The 20200-nt window shown below is 31.6% G+C and carries 19 protein-coding genes; 9 read left to right on the top strand and 10 right to left on the bottom strand.

Annotated elements, in window-relative coordinates; translation table 11 throughout:
- Positions 1 to 126 precede the first annotated feature (126 nt).
- A complete protein-coding gene (locus tag C3E89_RS05840; RefSeq protein WP_236911536.1) occupies positions 127 to 1278 on the bottom strand; it encodes an aminotransferase class V-fold PLP-dependent enzyme in 1152 nt (383 codons plus the stop codon).
- A gap of 208 nt (positions 1279 to 1486) precedes the next feature.
- Between C3E89_RS05840 and yedE the strand changes: the two genes are divergently transcribed.
- The 4 genes from yedE to C3E89_RS05820 all read left to right on the top strand — a co-directional run bounded on the left by yedE (position 1487) and on the right by C3E89_RS05820 (position 5387).
- The gene (gene yedE / locus C3E89_RS05835) at positions 1487 to 2569 is read left to right on the top strand and encodes a YedE family putative selenium transporter (protein ID WP_236911535.1); all 1083 of its coding nucleotides are present in this window, start codon (positions 1487 to 1489) and stop codon (positions 2567 to 2569) included.
- Between the two features lie 150 nt (positions 2570 to 2719).
- On the top strand, positions 2720 to 2926 hold the full coding sequence (locus C3E89_RS05830) for a sulfurtransferase TusA family protein (RefSeq protein ID WP_236911534.1): 207 nt from the start codon (positions 2720 to 2722) through the stop codon (positions 2924 to 2926).
- A 1-nt stretch (position 2927) separates the two neighbouring features.
- Entirely contained in the window at positions 2928 to 3164 is a 237-nt protein-coding gene (locus C3E89_RS05825) for a DUF3343 domain-containing protein (protein ID WP_236911533.1), read from the top strand.
- Between the two features lie 285 nt (positions 3165 to 3449).
- The gene (locus C3E89_RS05820; RefSeq protein WP_236911532.1) at positions 3450 to 5387 is read left to right on the top strand and encodes an amidohydrolase family protein; all 1938 of its coding nucleotides are present in this window, start codon (positions 3450 to 3452) and stop codon (positions 5385 to 5387) included.
- Here the strand turns inward: C3E89_RS05820 and C3E89_RS05815 are convergent.
- Positions 5384 to 6142, bottom strand: coding sequence for a sugar phosphate isomerase/epimerase family protein (locus C3E89_RS05815; protein ID WP_236911531.1), 759 nt, complete (start codon positions 6140 to 6142; stop codon positions 5384 to 5386). The genes C3E89_RS05820 and C3E89_RS05815 overlap by 4 nt on opposite strands.
- Before the next feature lie 129 nt (positions 6143 to 6271).
- Here C3E89_RS05815 and C3E89_RS05810 point away from each other — a divergent pair, with 129 nt between their 5' ends.
- The 5 genes from C3E89_RS05810 (at position 6272) to C3E89_RS05790 (ending at position 9930) form a co-directional block, all read left to right on the top strand.
- Complete coding sequence (locus tag C3E89_RS05810) at positions 6272 to 6946, top strand: TraX family protein (protein WP_236911530.1); 675 nt, start codon at positions 6272 to 6274, stop codon at positions 6944 to 6946.
- Between the two features lie 84 nt (positions 6947 to 7030).
- Positions 7031 to 8038 (top strand): alpha/beta hydrolase, encoded by a 1008-nt coding sequence (locus C3E89_RS05805; RefSeq protein WP_236911529.1) that lies wholly within the window; start codon positions 7031 to 7033, stop codon positions 8036 to 8038.
- 15 nt (positions 8039 to 8053) lie between these two features.
- Positions 8054 to 9037 (top strand): alpha/beta hydrolase, encoded by a 984-nt coding sequence (locus tag C3E89_RS05800; RefSeq protein WP_236911528.1) that lies wholly within the window; start codon positions 8054 to 8056, stop codon positions 9035 to 9037.
- 13 nt (positions 9038 to 9050) lie between these two features.
- Positions 9051 to 9659 carry a regulatory protein RecX gene (locus C3E89_RS05795; protein WP_236911527.1) on the top strand — a complete coding sequence of 203 codons (609 nt, stop codon included), beginning with the start codon at positions 9051 to 9053 and terminating at the stop codon, positions 9657 to 9659.
- Between the two features lie 10 nt (positions 9660 to 9669).
- Positions 9670 to 9930 carry a GIY-YIG nuclease family protein gene (locus tag C3E89_RS05790; RefSeq protein ID WP_236911526.1) on the top strand — a complete coding sequence of 87 codons (261 nt, stop codon included), beginning with the start codon at positions 9670 to 9672 and terminating at the stop codon, positions 9928 to 9930.
- Positions 9931 to 9986: 56 nt separating this feature from the next.
- Here C3E89_RS05790 and C3E89_RS05785 read toward each other — a convergent pair whose 3' ends face one another.
- The 8 genes from C3E89_RS05785 to chvE form a co-directional block, all read right to left on the bottom strand.
- On the bottom strand, positions 9987 to 10913 hold the full coding sequence (locus C3E89_RS05785) for a VanW family protein (protein WP_236911525.1): 927 nt from the start codon (positions 10911 to 10913) through the stop codon (positions 9987 to 9989).
- A 112-nt stretch (positions 10914 to 11025) separates the two neighbouring features.
- The gene (locus C3E89_RS05780) at positions 11026 to 12054 is read right to left on the bottom strand and encodes an aldose epimerase family protein (protein WP_236911524.1); all 1029 of its coding nucleotides are present in this window, start codon (positions 12052 to 12054) and stop codon (positions 11026 to 11028) included.
- 75 nt (positions 12055 to 12129) lie between these two features.
- Positions 12130 to 12822, bottom strand: a complete 693-nt coding sequence (locus C3E89_RS05775) for an L-ribulose-5-phosphate 4-epimerase (RefSeq protein ID WP_236911523.1) — start codon at positions 12820 to 12822, stop codon at positions 12130 to 12132.
- Positions 12823 to 12833: 11 nt separating this feature from the next.
- Positions 12834 to 14306, bottom strand: coding sequence for an L-arabinose isomerase (araA, locus tag C3E89_RS05770; RefSeq protein WP_236911522.1), 1473 nt, complete (start codon positions 14304 to 14306; stop codon positions 12834 to 12836).
- Between the two features lie 11 nt (positions 14307 to 14317).
- Positions 14318 to 15985: a ribulokinase gene (araB, locus tag C3E89_RS05765; protein WP_236911521.1), complete on the bottom strand. Its 1668-nt coding sequence runs from the start codon at positions 15983 to 15985 to the stop codon at positions 14318 to 14320.
- A 22-nt stretch (positions 15986 to 16007) separates the two neighbouring features.
- Entirely contained in the window at positions 16008 to 17174 is a 1167-nt protein-coding gene (gene mmsB, locus C3E89_RS05760; protein ID WP_236911520.1) for a multiple monosaccharide ABC transporter permease, read from the bottom strand.
- Position 17175: 1 nt separating this feature from the next.
- Positions 17176 to 18711, bottom strand: a complete 1536-nt coding sequence (gene mmsA / locus C3E89_RS05755; RefSeq protein ID WP_236911519.1) for a multiple monosaccharide ABC transporter ATP-binding protein — start codon at positions 18709 to 18711, stop codon at positions 17176 to 17178.
- 69 nt (positions 18712 to 18780) lie between these two features.
- Entirely contained in the window at positions 18781 to 19860 is a 1080-nt protein-coding gene (chvE, locus tag C3E89_RS05750) for a multiple monosaccharide ABC transporter substrate-binding protein (RefSeq protein ID WP_236911518.1), read from the bottom strand.
- Positions 19861 to 20200 lie beyond the last annotated feature (340 nt).

Genomic DNA, 20200 nt, shown 5'->3' with positions numbered 1-20200 from the left:
ATCTTTATTTTATTTTATTGTATAATATTTATTAATATAAATGCAATAAAATTATGAAAATAATCAAAAAATTAAAGCCTTAGTTTTCATTATTATAATAAAAACTAAGGCTTTATACATAGTCTATCAACCTTTTACTATCTTATTTATTGCGTCCACTGCATAATTTACATCTTCTATCGTATTAAAATGACTAAAACTAAATCTAACCGTACCCTTTGGAAAAGTTCCCAAAGTTTTATGAGCTGATGGTGCACAATGAAGTCCACATCTAGTCATTATGCCAAAGTCATTATATAGATTATAAGATACTTCAGCATTATCCATATGAGGAACATCTATTGATACTACTCCAGTTCTATCTTTTAAATCTTTTTTCCCAATAGTTTTCACTTCTTGGATATTTGAAATCTCTTCAATAAAGTGATTTACTAAAAGTAATTCTTTTTCCCTTATGGTCTTTACCTTTTCCTTTAAAATATATCTTAAAGAAGCGTTTAATCCATAAACTCCTGGAATATTCAATGTTCCAGCTTCAAATTTATCGGGCATATATTCAGGTTGTATTTCCTTATCAGATAAGCTACCTGTACCTCCTTCTATGAAAGTATCCAATACTGTCACCATATCATCATTTACAATAAAACCTCCAATTCCTTGAGGACCTAATAGACCTTTATGCCCTGTAAATGCTATAGCATCAGCTCCTATATCTTTGTAATCAATATCTAAAAAGCCTGCTGTTTGTGCCGTATCAATGATAAAATATAATCCATTTTCTTTACATATAGATCCCACTCTTTTTAAATCTAAAATAGTACCACAAACATTTGAAGCATGGGTCATAACTACAGCTTTAGTATTGGGTTTAATATATTCTAATAAATCTTCAGGATTCAATTCTCCTAATTTATTGCAAGGGACTTTAGTAAATTCAACTCCTATTTTTACAAGGCTATTTAATGGTCTAGTAACTGCATTATGTTCCATTGATGATACTATTACATGGTCTCCTGTTTTAACTAATCCTTTTATCAATACATTAAGACTTTCTGTAATGTTTTTAGTAAATATTACATTTTCAACTTTATTATAGTTAAATAGTTCACATATTAATTCTCTAGTTTCAAAAATTATATTCTCAGCTTCAAAAGAACCCTTATAAGCTCCCCTATTTACATTGCAACCTACATTTAATAAATAATTTGACATACTTTCTGCAACTCCCGGTGCCTTAGGAAAAGCTGTTGCTCCGTTATCTAAATATAATCCTTTCACGATTACACCTCCAAATATTTTTTGATGTCCTAATAATAACTAATTTGCTTACTAATTAAAGAATACATCTATTAAAATGAATTATCAATATATATAGATAAAGTTTATGGTATATGCCAAATACATTCAAATTATCTATTATACTTTTTAGGTATTTATTGTTAAACTTTAGATAAAGCCATAATTTAATTTTTAAGGAGGGTTTTTAATGAAAGAAAAAAGAAACATTATTATTACAGGAGCAATCGTTGGAATAATTTCTGTATTATTAGTGAAATTTGGAAATCCAATGAATATGGGATTCTGTATAGCCTGTTTTATAAGAGATATTGCAGGTGGTATAGGTATGCATAGAGCACCTATAGTCCAGTATATTCGTCCTGAAATAATCGGACTTGTCTTAGGTGCATTTATTATTTCAATGAAAAACAAAGAATTTCAAGCTAAGGGTGGTTCATCACCTTTTACTAGGTTTGTTTTAGGGATTGTAGTAATGATAGGCGCCTTAATGTTTTTAGGTTGTCCTTTAAGGATGGTGTTAAGGTTAGCAGGTGGTGATTTAAATGCCATTTTAGGAATTGTAGGATTTGTAGTAGGCATATTTGTAGGTGTTTTCTTTTTAAACAAAGGTTTCAACCTAAAGAGAAGTTATAATTTACCTAAATTTGAAGGTTACCTTTTTCCAATTGTAAATGTTGGGTTATTCCTTCTATTATTATCTGGTTTTAGCATGTTAATCTTTAGTGAAGAAGGTCCTGGTTCAATGCACGCTCCTATTTGGATTGCATTATTTGCAGGATTAATAGTAGGTATATTAGCTCAAAAAACAAGGCTCTGTATGGTTGGCGGTACAAGAGATATGATTATGTTTAAAGACAACTATCTTTTAGCTGGTTTTTTAGCAATTCTTGTATTCGCTTTTATAGGAAATTTAATTTTTGGATATTTTAATCCTAGTTTTGCAGATCAACCTGTAGCACATACTGATGGATTATGGAACTTTTTAGGAATGGCATTAGTAGGATGGGGTTCTGTACTTCTTGGTGGTTGTCCATTAAGACAGCTTATACTAGCCGGTGAAGGAAATGCAGATTCTTCAGTAACAGTTATGGGGAGTTTAGTAGGTGCAGCCATAGCTCATAATTTTGGTCTGGCTTCTAGTCCTGCTGGCGCTACTAATAATGGTAAAATAGCAGTACTTATTTGTTTTGTATTAGTCCTTGTTGTATCTTTAGTAAATTCAGAAATGCTAGTAAATAAAAAAACATTAGGCAAATCAAAAAACTGCTGAAAAAGTCATATTGTCATCCTGAACCAAATGTGAAGGACCTTGCTTTTGAGCTATTTATAGATTCTTCGTTAACGCTCAGAATGACAAATTAAGCACTTTTTCAGTGGTGCCCAAGTCAGATAGTAATTAGTTTGAAGGGAGATGGAATTAATGGAAAAAATTGATGTAAGAGGTATGTCTTGTCCTCAACCTGTTTTAATGACTAAAAATGCAATTGAAAAACATACTGAAGGAATTGATATTTTAGTAGATAATAATACTGCAAAAAATAATATTACTAGATTTTTAAAAAATTTAGGTTATAATTTAGAGTATAAAAATGAAAAAGAAGATATTTTAATTGTAGCGAGGAAATAATATGAATGAATATGTAGCAATATTTTTTACTCATTCTGGTGCAATTAAATTTAATAGAAATTGTAAAGCAAATAATATAGAATGTGAACTTATGCCTGTACCTAGACAATTAAGTTCTAATTGTGGAATAGGTGCCAAGTTTAGATTTCATGAGGATATTATGGATATAATAGATGATGAAATTGAGAAGGTATTTATTATAGAAAATGGAAAATATAGATTGATATATAGTGAATAGAAAAACACCTTAAAATTAAGGTGTTTTTCTAAATCTATTTAATATTAGCTCCAATAAATTTTTAAGCCGTTTTAAATCCTTATACTCTTCTATTTCCCTAAATTAAATCAACCTTTAATTATATAAATATTTGTTTATTAGAGTTCCTAAATAAGGCCAAATTATCTTGTCATATATGGTATTAATTCTCAAGATTTTATAATATTTCACCAATTTTATAGAAGAGTCTATTTACATATGATACTATTATCTTAAGTAATAAATGTAAAACAGGGATGTGAATATATGAGAAAAATACTTATTATTATCCTTATCCTTTGTCTACTACCTTTTGAATCAATAGCAGAAAAAGAAGAGTATCATATTGTAATCAAAAATGGCAATATTTTCAATCCTTCAACAGATCATGAATTAATCGGATATAATCTAGGAATAAAAGATGGTAAAATCTTAAGAATTACCAAGGAAGATATCTCTGGAAAAGAAGAAATAGACGCAACTGGATTAGTCGTTTCTCCTGGTTTTATAGATCTCATATCCTATGACCCTAATTCTGTGGGTATTAGGCTTAAAGTTTTAGATGGAGTAACTAGTAATCTAGCTATGCACGGTGGTACGGAAGATGCAGAACAATGGTATCGGGCTTGGTCTAAGAATGGAGTTTTAACGAATTTTGGTGCTTCCTCTTTTATTACTAGACAACGTTGGCCAATAGTTGGCTATGGAATAGATACTGAGATGACTAATAAAGAGGATATAGAAAAATTAGTAGATAATGTTCGAAAAAATATAGAAGCAGGAGCATTAGGTATTTCCTTTAGCTTTGAATATGTACCTGGTATAAAGCATGAAGTTGTTCCTTTGCTTAATTTAGCTAAAGAATATAATGTGCCCACCTTTTACCATTTACGATATTCAGATGTAGATAAAGGATTGGAAGGTATAGAAGAAGTTATAGAATATGGTAAAAAAACTGGCGCTATAATCCATATAATGCATATTAACAGTACAGGAGGAACCTTCCACATGGAGAAAGCTTTGGAAATGGTTAATAAAGCTAGAGAAGAGGGACTGGATATTACTGCTTGTGTTTATCCTTATGATTTTTGGGCTACCTATATTGATTCAGCTAGATTTAGACCTGGATGGCAGAAAAGATCTAGAATAACCTATGAGGATTTACAGATAGGGGGTACTGATATACGTATTACTAAGGATACCTTTGACAAGTATAGAACTCAACATTTATTAGTGGCAGCACATGGATCTATGCCGGAAGAGGAATTAATTATGGCATTAAAGGACCCTTATATTATGATAGGTAGTGATACTATAATTGAACCCTCTGGAAATAACCATCCAAGAGGAGCAGGAACCTATGGTAGGCTTTTTGGTAAATATGTAAGGGAAAAAAAGGTTCTTTCAACTATGGATGCCATAAAAAAAGTAAGCTATTTACCTGCTAAAAGGATGGAATCTGTTGCTCCACAGATGAGATATAAGGGAAGAATAGAAATAGGTAGTGATGCAGATATTACAATATTTGACCCAGAAACAATAATAGATAAAAGTACTGTAAAGGACACAAACCTTCCTTCAATAGGAGTGGAGTATGTAATTATCAATGGTGTTATGGTTAAAAATAAAAATGGTATTGTAGAAGGAGTAAGTCCTGGAAAACCAATACGCTCCTATTTTGTAGATAAAATAGAAGAAAGTGAACCTATTAACCTTAATATAAAATTAGAGGATAAGGAAAAAAAGTATTTAGAATCAGTTTATGAAATAGATGGACAAGTCTATCTCCCAATTGAAAAACTATTTCACTACCTAAATATTGTATTTAAGGACAATAAAAGGGGAAGTATTAATCTCGGTAATATTGTCAATCTAGAAATAGGCAATAGAAAAGCTAAAATAAGTGACCAGGAGCTGATATTGGACAAGGAACCAATTATATATAAAGAAGGAATTTACTTAGGTGCTAAAGACTTAGAAAAAATTATGGCTGGAAATTTTGATTTGGTTTTCCATGATAAAGGAATAGATTTTAAATATGTTGATTCTGAGAAAGCAATGGAAACCTTTTTACCTATTGATGAAGAAAAAAATAATGTAAATACCGGCAAAAAAACTTTTATTGGAGCTTATGGATTTTCAGTTATCGTTTTAGCCATAGTGCTACTTAGTTTAAAAGACGAAAAAGGATTAGGGAAAAACTAAGTATTCCTGATCCTTTTAATTTCATCGTTCAAATTATCAATATCATACTCTAGGGCTATTATTGGATTAATGCTATATTTATCTAATAATCTCTTAAGAAATGCTATATTTTCATTAGAAGGCCTATGGTGCTCATCATAAGCCCCACCATTCCAATGAAAATGGATATATTCAATCCTTTCCTTTAGCACCTTTATCCAGTTTTCTAAATCATCTTTACTTTCTAGTAATGCATGACCAATATCTAAGCACACTTTGACATTAGGTAGATTTATAGTATCTACTAAATCTTTTATAAAATTTGGATTATCCTCAAATATATTTTCTATAAGTATTTTTCCCTTATAGTCCACTACTTCCTTTAATATTAGGTGCCAAAACTCTTTATTTAATCTATTAGTAAGCTCTTTTATATTAGGATCTTTTATCCAAGGACTTATTTGACTATGGAATATTATATAATCCACATCTAGCTTTTTACCTATATTTAAAGTTAAAATATATCTTTCGTAACTTGCTTGTCTTATTTTTTTATCTGGGCTGACAGGTTTTAAATCTAGAAAAGGTCCATGTAAAGATAAAGTATTGGAAAATCCATCTAAAGCACTTTTATATTCCTCTACCCTTTCTTCCCATCCTTTGTCTAATAAATCAGGTTTTATAAAATCTTGTATCTCTACCCCTATTCCCTGCTGAATATATATAGGCTTATTAAAATCATGAATATTAGATATGCAGTTGACAATATTATACATGATATTAACCTCATTTCTTACTCATTTGTAAATACATATTATATACCAAATATGATTAATTTGCTATAATTGTTTTATGGTCCTTTAAAAACAAGTATATCATAAATATTTCTTGGAAGGAGAAAAGTTGTGAGATATCAAATATTTAATGGCTTTGTATTAAAAATGGTAATGGCTATATTTATGGTGTTTGATCATATTGCTCAATTTATTCCTGGAACCCCTTATTGGTTTCACTGGTTAGGTAGATTGGTTGCCCCTATCTTCATCTTTTTATTAACTGAAGGGTATATCCATACTAGTGATACCAAAACCTATATGAAAAGACTATTTACTTGGGCGGCTATAATGTTTGTTGGAAATTCCATTGTTTGGTTGTTTTTCAGAAGGGATATTTCTATACCAAATAATATATTCTTTTCTATGGCTTTGGGAATAGCTTTTCTAATCAATGTAGAGAAAGATGATAGAAATAGGTTGATGATCTTTATAATTTTATTGTTGTCCGCCTTTGCTGAGGGGTCTTTAATGGTTACAGCCCTAGTGTTTATATTCCATTTCTTTAAAAATGATAAAGTACGATTATCTTTAGCTTATATTATAGTTTCTGCTATTTTCATACAAGGTGGATTTACATACGAAAATCTATTCATTGAAAACCCTCAATGGATGATGGTCTTTGCACTGCCTTTTATTCTTATGTATAATGGCAAAAGAGGCCCTAATATTAAGTATTTTTTCTATATATTTTATCCAGTCCATATATGGATCCTCTATATTTTAGGGTACTTTATGGTAAAATAATACCTCTTTGGGATTTCATGAGTAATTTTCCCCTTATATGATATAATAAATTCACTATGATTTTTAGATTAGAAAGGAATAGATATGAAAATTAATTTCAATTATAATAAAAGAGATATAGACTATGTGTCTGGATATATATTTAAAGGTAAAAGCTACAGATGTAGCTATGTTAGATACAGGACTCTATATGAAAATTATTCACCTGGTACCGAAAATGTGGAAATGTACTTTTTCCAACCTAAAAAGGAAGTTCGAGCCTCTACTTTAGTCCTTCACGGATTAGGAAGTAGAAATATTAAATTTTTATTATGGCTGGGCCCTCATTTAGCAAATGTCGGAGTGAGTACTACCATATTAATACTTCCAGGTAATTATACTAGAGTAGAGGATAATTCCATGAGTGGTAGAAGCTACCTTTATCCTGATATAAATGTTATGTATCGATTCTGGGAACATGGTGTTGTGGATACTCTAAGCACCATCGATTTACTTGAACAATCAAACTACTGGAAAAAAAACAATATAATTCTTGGATATTGTTTAGGAGGAATGATTTCCACAATGGTTGGAGTTTTAGATTCTAGGATTAATCATCTATTGTTTATGACTACTGGTGGCCATATACCTAGAATACTTCACCAATCTCCTGCTACTGCCTTTGTCAGAAGAATGTTTGATAAAGGTTTCAAAGCAGATTTCGATCTGGATAATCAAGAAAGGCTATATAATATTTATGATGAAGAATTCTCAAAAGTAAAAAGTATGTCCTTAGATGAAATAGTATCTAATGATGAAATTCATCCCTTATTTAAAATAGATCCTATTTCCTATGCCCATTTATTAGATATGAAAAAGGTTACTTTCATAGATGCCTATTTTGATTCCACCTTACCTATTCAATCTAGGAAGGTGCTATATAATGAAATGTATGGTGCTAATAGAAAGGTATTACCTATTAGTCATGTAAATTGGTTACCCTTTGGATATTTTCTTGCAAAATATATTCTTCATAAGTTGAATATTAATGCCAAAGAGGCAAAAAAAGCATTGCTTACTAGGGAAGTAATAGAAAATCCATTGGAAAAATAAATTTGGATGGTGTTTATGGATAAAATTAAAGAAAAACTTAAAAAATCTTATTTCATAGCCAATAAAATATATCTTTTTTTAATCTTTATTTTTTTGACTATAGAGGATTTTAGCTTGGGATTCTACTATTTTTTAATATCCCTGTTTATCTATGGATGGAAAACCCTTAGATCAAAAGTTCCTATTGAGGTAAGTAAAGAGTTTGAAAATAGAACTTTTGTATATAAGCGTACTAAAAATAGGGATTTAAAATTAGATCTATGGCTACCTTCTAGAACAAGTAAGAAAAATCCCCTGGTATTCTTTTGCCATGGTGGCGGATGGATTTCTGGTTTTAGAAATCAGCCTAATAATGTTTCTTGGTGTAAATTCTTGGCTTCAAAAGGTTTAGCCGTAGTTAGTATTGATTATAGATATGGTTATAGGAATACTATGGAAGATATACTATCTGACTATACAGATGCTTTAAACTATGTAAGGAAGAATCATAAAAAACTAAATATTGATCGGGATAATATTGTATTGATGGGATTATCAGCAGGAGGTCATCTTTCCTTATTATATTCTACCTATCATACTAATCAAAAAAATAAAAAAGATATGAAGGGAATTAAGGGGGTAGTGGCCTACTATTCTCCTACAGATTTAAATGATATTTTTATCTCGGAAAACAAATCCATATTCGCAAGGTTTGCAACAAAACAAACCCTAAAAGGTAGTCCTGTGAAAAAAGAGGAAATATATAATTACTACTCTCCTATTCATTGGATAAGTGATAGAATGGTGCCTTGTTTAATTGCTCATGGAAAAATGGATACTACAGTTCCCTTTAAATCTTCTGTAAAGCTTGCAAAGGCGTTGAAGAAGTATAAAATAAAGTATACCTTTTTAGTCCATAGAAAAGGTGGACATTCCTTCGATACAAAATTTAAGGATATAGGAACTGTAAATACACTAGAAAGAACTGTAAGATTTATTAGAAAAGCTATTGATATATAAAGCGGGTGATAATATGATTATTACAAAAATTCAACCACAAAAAAATGATAAAAGAGTCAGTATCTATATAGATGGTGAATTTGCCTTTGGACTTATGGTAGAAACTCAATATAAATATAACTTAAATGAAGGAATGGATATAGATAATAATTTTATTGAAACAGTATTATTAGAGGAAGAGCAGCTAAAGGCCAAGAGTATTGCACTAAATTTCTTAGCTCATAGAAAAAGAACAGAGAAGGAAATTACAGATAAATTGAAAGAAAAAGGTTTTGAGGAAAGTATAGTTGATAAAACTTTAGTCTACCTAAAAAACTATGGTCTAGTAGATGATAAGGACTATGCTAATAGTTTTGTTAAGGATAAGGTGAAGTTGAATAAGCATGGTCCTCAAAGAATCAAATACGATCTATATAGGAAAGGTGTCTCTCAAGAAATAATTAAGGAAGTTTTAATGGAAGATAATGAATACCCTAGAGCTTTAGAATTGGCAAAGAAAAAAATGTCTTCCTATAGAAATGATGATAGGGATAAAATCTATAGGAAATTAGGAGGATTCCTTCAAAGACGTGGCTATTCCTATGATTGTATTTCTAAAGTACTGAAAGAATTGATAAAGTAGTGGTGATAAAATGTGCTATGTATATATTTTAGAATGTGCAGATAAGACTTTGTATACGGGGTGGACAATAGATTTAATAAATCGACTAAAAGTCCATAATGAAGGAAAAGCTTCTAAGTATACTAGAGCCCGACTTCCTGTAAAGTTGGTGTATTCTGAAGAATGCGATAATAAAATAGATGCCCAAAGACGAGAATGGCAGATAAAACAACTAAGCAGAAAAGAAAAGCTAAAACTAATAGAAATGAATTATATTGACCTTAATATATAGTTTCATTTGCTTTCCCCTGGACTCTACTTGGTTATAAAGAGGATACTCCCTTATCCTCATCTATTAATTTCTATTACATAGGGTAAGGGAAGGTATCTACTAACTCCTAAATTTTTTGTTTTTATTGTACCATCTTGGTATATAATTTTTATATTAGATTCTACTGTAGCTCCATCTATTCCCTTCAGAATAACTTTTTCTTCTGTCTCTTTTAGGTTTGGATTATTTTTATAATGGATAGGAGCTTCCACCTTGTTTGTAATATGATGTTTCCATTCTACTTTTGGCGGTTTTTCTTGCCCATATAATCCTATATATAGTCTATTTTCTACGATTTCTGACCAGATTAATATGGAGAAATCTTTATCATTTTTAAATCTAAAATCCTTATGTCCATAAGCTACAGTGGCATCTTGCCCATAAGGTACGTAGTTAACTGGCATAGAATGATTATGTCTTTCAATTATCTCTAGATCACTTAATATGGCCACATTATATAAAGTTGATGCAATTTTACATACACCACCTCCCTCTGTTTCTACAATATTAGGCCCGGCAAAAGATGCCCCTTTTCTATATCCCCTTTCTTTGGTATAGGGACCTATCATTTTGTTTTGAGAAAATATTTCCTGAGAAGATAATACTATTCCTTTAAGGGATTTGGCAGCTAGCTTTACATTATATTCTTCTCCTGGTAGTGGGTCTATTAATACTGCACAATAGGCTGCCATTAAAACAGGTGTATCATGGTCTTTTTGAGCTTTTAAGAACTCTTCATCCTTTACCCAAGGCAAATTATTAACTGGTCCGGATATATTAGGAGTATCTATTTTAATCTCTTCTTTTTCCGTTTCATCAATTTGAATTTCAATACAATCCTCTTTTATATCTAAATTTGCTTCTGCTTTTTCTGGGGAATAGGATTCCAAGGCTAATAACATGGCTAAATTGGCAACAAAAGTTGAAATCTTATCCTTAGACATTAATAATCCTCCATTTATATTTTTTACATTCATTATATTATAGTTTCTAATTATGAATCATAAAATATGCATTTATATGTTGCCAAAAAACGAATATAATCGTAATAAAAACTTATTCTTTAAAAGAATATTTAGTTTTACTATAATATCTTTCATTTGGATGTAAAATATTTTTTGGCATATACTTTTGATTTAATGCATCGGGAAACCATTGGGTTTCAAGACATACCCCTTGATATTTAAAAGTTTTTTCTCCTCCTGATAGAAGTAAATCTTCATCTATACCATTACTAGTATAAAGGATTACCACCGGCTCTGTAGTTTCTATAATCAATCTTACACCAGACTTTTCAGAATATAGTTCAATTGGATAGTCATTATGCCTGTTTAATATAAAAGGGTGATCATACCCTCCAGTAATTTTTAGGTCCTCACTGGTTAAATCCATATCTTCTCTTATTGCCTTACCATGTCTAAAATCAAAGGGTGTTCCATCAACTTTTGAAATCTTTAATGGAATATTTTTTTCATCTAATTTTATATACTCCTCTCCATCTATTCTAAGTATATGATCTAATATATTTTCGTTTAAATCATCGTTAAGATTAAAATAACTATGATTGGTAAGGGTAATCGGGGTACTTTTATTGGTTTCTGCAAAATACTCTATTATAAGAGAATCCTCCTTATCTATAGTATATTTAGCATATACCATCAATTCTCCAGGAAATCCCCCTTCCATATCTGGGCTAATATGTTTTAAAGTTATACTAGCTGAATCTTTCGTAATTTTTTCTTCTTCTAGTTCCCATAGTTGGAATGAAAGCCCCTTCCTTCCTCCATGTAGGCAAGTAGAACCTTCATTTTTGTCTAAATCATATGGCTTATTATTTATATAGATTTTTCCATTAGAAATTCTGCCTGCTACTCTACCTACTAAGGCTCCCAAATAACCAGTACTATTTACATAACTATCTATATTATCAAATCCTAACACTCTATTTTTATCTTTATAATTGATTTCCCTTATAATTCCACCATAGTTTAATAGCTTAATATTAAAGTTTTTTTCATTACTCAATGTATATTCAATTATATTTTGATCTTTATATATTCCAAATATTTTCTTTGATATTTTCATTTTTTCTCCTCCCTATAAAAAAGACTTCTATATCAAAATTGGATTCAGACAATATGCCTGAATCCATTTTATTGTTTAAATTCTTTGTCCATAATATGCGTCCTTACCATGTTTTCTTAAAAAGTGTTTGTCTAATAAATTTTGGTCCATTTTATTAATATTTCTGTTTAATTGTTCAGAACCATAAGCCATTAAAGCAATCTCTTCTAAAATTATAGCATTATGGGCTGCTTCAATTGGATTCTTACCCCAAGCGAAAGGTCCATGAGACTTTACAAGTACTGCTGGAATAAGAGTTGGATCCATGCCTCTAAAGGTTTCCACTATTACCTTTCCTGTTTCCCTTTCATAATCTCCCTTTATTTCATCTTCCGTCATACTTCTAGTACAGGGAATCTTTCCATAAAAATAGTCTGCATGTGTAGTGCCATATGCTTCTATTCCTCTACCAGCTTGAGCCCATATAGTAGCCCATTTAGAATGAGTATGGGTTATTCCACCAATATCCTTAAATTTTCTATATAATTCTAAATGGGTTGGTGTATCGGAAGAGGGATTTAAATCGCCTTCCACCTTATTCCCTTCTAGATCCATAACCACCATATCTTCTGGTCTCATCTTATCATAAGGCACTCCTGAGGGTTTAATTGCGAATAGACCTTTTTCTCTATCAATACCAGAAGCGTTGCCCCAAGTTAGTATCACTAAACCGCTTTCTTTCAATAACATATTCGCTTCATAAACTTCTTTTTTTAAATCCTTTAACATAAAAATTCTCCTTATATATTTAGTTTCCAAGCAATATGGTTATACATCAATTCTTTCTTTAGTTCAACTATATCTGTATCTTCATTTATATGGATGAATTCTATTCCTACCATTTCTGCAAAGTCCCTCATATGATCAGCTGTTAAAGCATAACTCATTACTGTATGGTGTGCTCCTCCTGCAAGTATCCATGCTTCTGCAGAAGTCTGTAAATTTGGTAAAGGCTTCCACATAACTCTTGCCACTGGCAAATTAGGCATATTGGCTAAAGGTTTCACAGCCACTGCATCGTTTACAATTAATCTCATTCTACCGCCTAAATCTACTAATGATACAAGTATTATATTACCCTCTTTACCGTCAAATACCATTCTAGCTGGATCTTTTTTGCCGCCTATCCCTAGTGGATGTACTTGGATTTTAGGTTTATCAGCTGCAATAGTTGGACATACTTCTAACATATGTGCACCAAGGTTTAGTTCCTTTCCTTTTGTTAAATGGTAGGTATAATCTTCCATAAAAGATGTACCTCCGTCGAGTCCTTTAGCCATAGTTTTCATAATATTAGTTAAAGCAGCAGTTTTCCAATCTCCCTCTGCACCAAATCCATAACCAGCTTCCATAAGTCTTTGAACAGCTAATCCAGGTAATTGATCTAATCCATATAAATCTTCAAAAGTAGTTGTAAAGGCACCAAAATTGCCTTCTTCTAAGAATTTTCTCATTCCTAATTCTATTCGTGCTTGGTATTTTACAGAATCCATATTCTCTGTATCTAGAGCATACTTTTCTTCATATTCCTTCATTAGTTCATCAATTTCTTTTTCGCCAATAGAGTTTATATATTGTATTAAATCTCCCAGAGGATGATAGTTAACAGACCAGCCAAATTTAATTTGAGCTTCTACTTTATCTCCTTCAGTAACTGCTACTTCCCTCATATTGTCCCCAAATCTAGCAACCTTTAAATTTCGAGATTCCATTACTCCTATGGCTGAACGCATCCAATTCCCTATTTTGATTTGAAACTCTTCATCTTCCCAGTATCCTACTACTATCTTTCTTGGTAATCTTAGTCTAGCTCCGATAAACCCATGTTCCCTATCTCCATGAGCTGATTGGTTTAAGTTCATAAAATCCATATCTATTTCATTCCAAGGAATTTCTCTATTAAATTGAGTATTCATATGAAGATATGGTTTGTTTAATCTGGTAAGCCCTCTTATCCACATCTTGGATGGTGAAAAAGTATGCATCCAAGTCATTATTCCTGCACAATTTTTATTATAATTAGCTTCTTCAATTAAATTAGTAATGGCATCTGGTGTCGTTCCAATATCAACTAATCTTATTTTCCATGGTATATGTGGAGTTTTATTCAATCCTTCTACCATTATCTCTCCATGCTTCCTTACTTGCTCTAAAGCCTCTTCTCCATATAGATGTTGACTTCCTATTATAAACCAAAATTCATAGTTTTTCATATCTTTACCTCCTACCTTATAGTAGTTTTCTTAATGTCTTTCAATCGTTTCATTACATTGTTTGTTCCTCTTCCAAAGTAATCATGGAGTTTTTTATATTCTTTAAATAATTTATCATATACTTCTACATTCTCTTTTATTGGTGTATATACCATATCCTTTACTTTACCCATAATCCTTGATGCCTCAATTACGCTATCATAACCGCCTTCTTTACTCCCAGCAGCTACAGCTGCAAATATTGCCGAACCTAAAGCCGGCCCTTGCTCAGTTCCTGCTATATGGATTGGCATATTCAATACATCTGCATATATTTGCATCATAAATGGATTTTTCTGAGATATTCCACCGGAAGCATAAAATTCATTAACTGGTACTCCATTTTCTCTAAATGTTTCTATAATCATCCTGGTACCATATGCAGTAGATTCTATTAAAGCTCTATATATTTCTTCAGGTTTTGTCTGAAGGTCAATCCCTATTATCAATCCCGTTAGATCCACATCTACTAATACTGATCTATTACCATTCCACCAGTCTAAAGCTATTAATCCACTTTCTCCTACCTTTAATTCTGCTGCTTTTTCAGTTAAATACTGATGTATACTTATTCCTTCTTCTTTGGCTTTTTTCATATATTCAGCTGGGACACAGTTGTCAACAAACCATGCAAAACTATCTCCTACACAAGATTGGCCTGCTTCGTAGCCAAAATATCCAGGTATGATACCATCTTCAACTACACCGCACATTCCTGGCACTTCTTTTTCTTCTTCTCCTAAAAGAACATGACAAGTAGATGTCCCTATTATAGCAAGCATTTTCCCTGGTTCATATATCTTTACTGCAGGTGCACAAACATGGGCATCTACATTACCAACAGCCACTGCTGTCCCTGTATTTAACCCAGTTAGCTTAGAAGCATACTCGGTAATTTCTCCTGCCTTTTTTCCAATAGGGATTATTTCTCTTGATAATTTCTCATCCACCACATTTTCCAATCTAGGATCTAAAGTTTTGAAAAAAGAATTATCTGGATAGCCTTTCTTCTTGTTCCAAATAGCCTTATATCCTGCTGTACAAGAATTTCTAGTTTCCTTTCCCGTTAATTGCCATATTATCCAATCCGTAGCTTCAATAAACTTATCCATTTCATTATAAAGTTCTGGATCCTCTTTTAATATTTGCCATATTTTAGGAAATAACCATTCAGAAGATATTTTACCTCCATATCTATTAAGCCATTCTTCTCCCATTTCCTCAGCTATGCTATTAAGTTGATTTGCTAAATCTTGGGCTGCATGGTGCTTCCATAGCTTTACATAAGCATGAGGCCTGTCCTTATATTTTTCTATAAAGCATAGAGGGGTTCCATCTGATTTAACAGGAATTACTGTACAAGCTGTAAAATCTATTCCTATACCTATTACATCATCGGGATTTATATTATTTCTTTTCAACACATCTGGTATGGTCTTTGCTAACACATCTATATAATCCTGAGGATGTTGTAAAGCCCAGTCATGGGGCAATTCTTTTCCTGATGGCAATCTTTCATCCATAACCTTATGGGGATATTCATATACACTGGAATCTATCTCTTCTCCCGTATTCACATTTACCAGTAATGCTCTTCCTGACAGTGTTCCGAAATCAACTCCTATTGTGTATTTATCCATTTATATCACCTCAATACAATTTTTAATTTTGTGATTTAGATTTTGTATATGCGTCAAAGGCTACTGCAACAAGTAATACAAGACCCTTTATAGCTTGTTGCCAATCTATACCAATACCTAAAATAGACATACCATTATTCAGTACTCCCATTACAAGTCCACCTATCATAGCACCAATAATTGTACCGATACCTCCAGATGCAGAAGCTCCACCTATGTAACATGCAGCTATAGCATCTAATTCAAATCCAGTGCCTGCTCTAGGCATTGCAGCATTTAACCTTCCTGAAAATACTATTCCTGCCAATCCTGTTAATAATCCCATATTTACATAGACCCAGAATAGAACCTTATCGGTTTTTATACCTGATAATCTTGCAGCTTTTTCGTTTCCACCTGTAGCGTAAATATATCTTCCTATTACAGTTTTATTGGCTATGAAACTATAGATTGCAACTAAGAAGAATAACAATACTAAAACATTTGGTGCACCTTTATAGGATGCAAAGCTATAAGTTAATAAATTTATTGCTATAACGATAATAGCAAGTTTAGCTACTAAAAACTTCATAGGCATTACATCAAAGCCATATTTCAGTTTACTTCTCCTATCATTCATTTCAACTAATACATATATTAATGAAAATACTAACCCTATAACTAATGTAGTTATATGAAAGGTTCCTCCACCAAAAATATCTTTAATAAATCCGGAACTTAATACTTGATAGGATTTATCATAAGGAGCTAAAGTTTGTCCTTTTAGTATTACTAAAGTTAAACCCCTAAAAAGCAATTGTCCCGATAAAGTAACTATAAAAGCTGGTATTTTAACATATGCAATCCAAAAACCATGCCAAGCACCTACTAAAGTCCCTATTAATAAGGAAATAAGTATTACTGGCACAACTGACATATTTTGTTCAATCATCAATTTAGCAGCTATTGCTCCAACAAATGCAACTACAGAACCTACAGACAAGTCAACATTTCCTGTAATTATTACCAATAACATACCAACAGCTAATATTAATATATAACTATTTTGTAGGATTAGATTAGTTACGTTTAATGGTTTTAGTAAAATTCCATCGGTTAATATTTGAAATAACACCATTATGAATACTAATGCTATTCCCATTCCATATCTTCTTATATTGTTTTTAAGCAAATTTTTTACCTTATCCATACTACTTTGCCCCCTTGCTATCCATCATAATACATTTCATAACATTTTCTCCAGTGGCTTCTTCACCACTAAGTTCTCCTACAATTCTTCCATTATTCATAACATATATTCTGTCACACATCTCAAGTAACTCTGGGAGCTCAGATGAAATCATCAGAATAGATTTCCCTTCTGCTGCCAACTCGTTTATTATGGTATATATTTCTCTTTTAGCCCCTACATCTATTCCTCTTGTTGGTTCATCTAATATCAATAGATCTGGTCCTGAGAAAATCCACCTGCTCAATACTACTTTTTGCTGATTACCACCACTTAAATCCTCAGTATTTTGGAGTATATCCCTTGATCTTATATTGAAATTGCTTCTATATTTTTCAGCAACTTTAATTTCCTCATTGTTATTGATTATTGAGTTTTTGCTTATTTTATCATAGTTTGATAAAGATATATTATTTTTTACACTATCTATTAATATTAATCCATAATTCTTTCTATCTTCTGTTACATAAGCTATGCCATTCTCTATGGCTTGACTTACGGATTTTAGTTCTAATTCCTTATTTTCTTTCAGAATCTTTCCAGATGTTTTTTTCCCGAAAGACTGTCCAAATACACTCATTGCAAATTCAGTTCTACCTGCTCCCATTAATCCAGAAATTCCAACTACTTCTCCTCTTCTGATATTAATATTTACATCTTTGATTATTTTTTTGCTTTCGTCTAGACTATCACATACATTCCAATCTTTAATTTCGAAGAAAATATCTCCTATTTCATTCTCTCTTCTTGGATAGTAATCTCCAATATCTCTACCTACCATACCTTTAATTATCCTATCCTCGCTTAGAGTTTCATCATTTTCTAAAGTTTCTATGGTTGACCCATCTCTTAATATAGTAATTCTATCTGCTACTTTTGATACTTCTTGTAATTTATGAGATATTAAGATAGAGGTTATCCCCGCTTTTTGGAACTCTAGAAGCAAGTTTAATAGTTTTTCACTATCGTCTTCATTTAATGCTGCCGTAGGCTCATCAAGTATTAATAACTTTACATTCTTAGACAAAGCTTTAGCTATTTCTATTAATTGCTGCTTTCCAACTCCTAATGTATTAACAATAGCCTCAGGATTTTCATCTAACCCTATTTTATCAAATAGTTTCTTTGCTTCAATAATTGTCTTTTCCCAATCTATGACTCCCTTTTTTGCTTGTTCATTACCTAGAAAAACATTTTCTGCTGCTGATAAATGGGGACTTAATGTTAATTCCTGATGTATAATTACTATACCTATTTTTTCACTATCCCTTATATTTGCAAACTTACATTCTTTACCCTCATATAGAATATTTCCTGTATAAGTACCGTAGGGATATACGCCGCTTAGAACATTCATTAGCGTTGACTTCCCAGCTCCATTTTCTCCTACTAAAGCGTGAATTTCACCCCTTTTCACCTCAAGATTAACATTTTCTAAGGCTTTTATTCCATAGAATTCTTTAGTGATATTTTCCATTTTCAATATTAATTCAGACATGCCTACCACCTTCCATTCTTAGAAAATTTGGCGATAGCCTTAAAGACTATCACCAAATTTAATTTATTGCTATAATCCTAAATCCTCTTCTGTATAATATCCACTATCTATTAGTACTTCCTTATAGTTATTAATATCAACTGATACTGGAGGCAATAAATATGAAGGTACCACTTTCACTCCATTGTCATAAGTTTCAGTATCATTTACAGTGGCTTCTCCACCAGTCAATACTGCTTCACACATTTCAACTGCTACTTTTGCCAATTCCCTAGTATCTTTAAATATAGTTTGGGTTTGTTCTCCTGCTATTATAGATTTAACTCCTGGTATATCAGCATCTTGTCCTGTTATTAATGGAAGAGGTAAATCCTCTGTACCATATCCTACACCTTTAAGTGAAGATATAACTCCTAAACTTATTGGGTCATATGGTGATAATATTATATCTACTTTATCATTTGTATAATGAGCTGTAAGTATATTGTCCATACGTGATTGAGCTGTTGCTGCATCCCATCTTAATGTAGATACTACATCCATTCCCATTTGACCAGATTTAACAACTAATTGTCCATTGTCTATATATGGTTGTAATACTGACATTGCACCATCATAGAAGAAATAAGCATTGTTATCATCTGGAGAACCACCAAATAATTCAATATTGAATGGTCCCTTACCTTCATCTAATCCCATTTTTTCTACTATATAATTTCCTTGTTCAACTCCAACTTGGAAATTATCAAAGGTTGCATAATAGCTAACATGTTCACTGTTCATTAATAATCTATCATAAGCTATTACGGGTATACCTTGATCTGCTGCCTGTTGAAGTACGTCTGTAAGGGCTTCTCCATCTATTGAAGCTATTACTAATACATCTGCACCTTTCGTTATCATATTTTCTATTTGTGATACTTGGTTTTCTACTACGTCTTCTCCAAATTGAAGATCTACCTCATATCCTTTTTCCTCTAATAGTTTTTTCATATTATTACCATCTTCGATCCATCTTGGAGCAGATTGGGTTGGCATTGCAACGCCAATCAATTTTGTATCTTCTCCGCCTGTCTCCTTTGATTCACCACAAGCTACTAAAGATAATGCCATGATAGCAGCTAATAAAATAATTAGTACTTTTTTCATGATCCTTTTTACCTCCTAATAATTTATTTATTTGAATCTTGATTACTTTTTCATATATGATATCGTTTTCCAAATATCTAAAAAAAAGGGGGGTATAAAAAAGTAATCAACGATCCATAACTAGTACTTTGGGACTAATAGTCATCAAACGAAAATACTATTGCTTGTCCTTTTCTTCGAATTGTATCATATACTTATGTTTAAGTCAATAATAAAAGTTTGTTTTCTTTCGATTTGTTTCTTTTATTTTTGTTTTCAGAATATTTTTATGCTCTTGATTTTTTGTTTATATCTAAGGTATACTCTATATAAATACAAAATGTCGTAAACTAACAAATGG

Source organism: Clostridium sp. Cult1, assembly GCF_021655095.1.
GTDB lineage: Bacteria > Bacillota > Clostridia > Tissierellales > Tepidimicrobiaceae > Schnuerera.
Note: the sequence above shows the minus strand (reverse complement) of the source record. Positions and strands in the feature narration are given on the sequence as shown.

Excerpts from the sequence above, each read along its gene's own strand:
- yedE (WP_236911535.1), top strand. The coding sequence starts at position 1,487 with ATGAAAGAAAAAAGAAACATTATTATTACAGGAGCAATCGTTGGAATA.
- C3E89_RS05830 (WP_236911534.1), top strand. The coding sequence starts at position 2,720 with ATGGAAAAAATTGATGTAAGAGGTATGTCTTGTCCTCAACCTGTTTTA.
- C3E89_RS05825 (WP_236911533.1), top strand. The coding sequence starts at position 2,928 with ATGAATGAATATGTAGCAATATTTTTTACTCATTCTGGTGCAATTAAA.
- C3E89_RS05820 (WP_236911532.1), top strand. The coding sequence starts at position 3,450 with ATGAGAAAAATACTTATTATTATCCTTATCCTTTGTCTACTACCTTTT.
- C3E89_RS05815 (WP_236911531.1), bottom strand. The coding sequence starts at position 6,142 with ATGTATAATATTGTCAACTGCATATCTAATATTCATGATTTTAATAAG.
- C3E89_RS05805 (WP_236911529.1), top strand. The coding sequence starts at position 7,031 with ATGAAAATTAATTTCAATTATAATAAAAGAGATATAGACTATGTGTCT.
- C3E89_RS05800 (WP_236911528.1), top strand. The coding sequence starts at position 8,054 with ATGGATAAAATTAAAGAAAAACTTAAAAAATCTTATTTCATAGCCAAT.
- C3E89_RS05795 (WP_236911527.1), top strand. The coding sequence starts at position 9,051 with ATGATTATTACAAAAATTCAACCACAAAAAAATGATAAAAGAGTCAGT.
- C3E89_RS05790 (WP_236911526.1), top strand. The coding sequence starts at position 9,670 with ATGTGCTATGTATATATTTTAGAATGTGCAGATAAGACTTTGTATACG.
- C3E89_RS05785 (WP_236911525.1), bottom strand. The coding sequence starts at position 10,913 with ATGTCTAAGGATAAGATTTCAACTTTTGTTGCCAATTTAGCCATGTTA.
- C3E89_RS05780 (WP_236911524.1), bottom strand. The coding sequence starts at position 12,054 with ATGAAAATATCAAAGAAAATATTTGGAATATATAAAGATCAAAATATA.
- C3E89_RS05775 (WP_236911523.1), bottom strand. The coding sequence starts at position 12,822 with ATGTTAAAGGATTTAAAAAAAGAAGTTTATGAAGCGAATATGTTATTG.
- araA (WP_236911522.1), bottom strand. The coding sequence starts at position 14,306 with ATGAAAAACTATGAATTTTGGTTTATAATAGGAAGTCAACATCTATAT.
- araB (WP_236911521.1), bottom strand. The coding sequence starts at position 15,985 with ATGGATAAATACACAATAGGAGTTGATTTCGGAACACTGTCAGGAAGA.
- mmsB (WP_236911520.1), bottom strand. The coding sequence starts at position 17,174 with ATGGATAAGGTAAAAAATTTGCTTAAAAACAATATAAGAAGATATGGA.
- mmsA (WP_236911519.1), bottom strand. The coding sequence starts at position 18,711 with ATGTCTGAATTAATATTGAAAATGGAAAATATCACTAAAGAATTCTAT.
- chvE (WP_236911518.1), bottom strand. The coding sequence starts at position 19,860 with ATGAAAAAAGTACTAATTATTTTATTAGCTGCTATCATGGCATTATCT.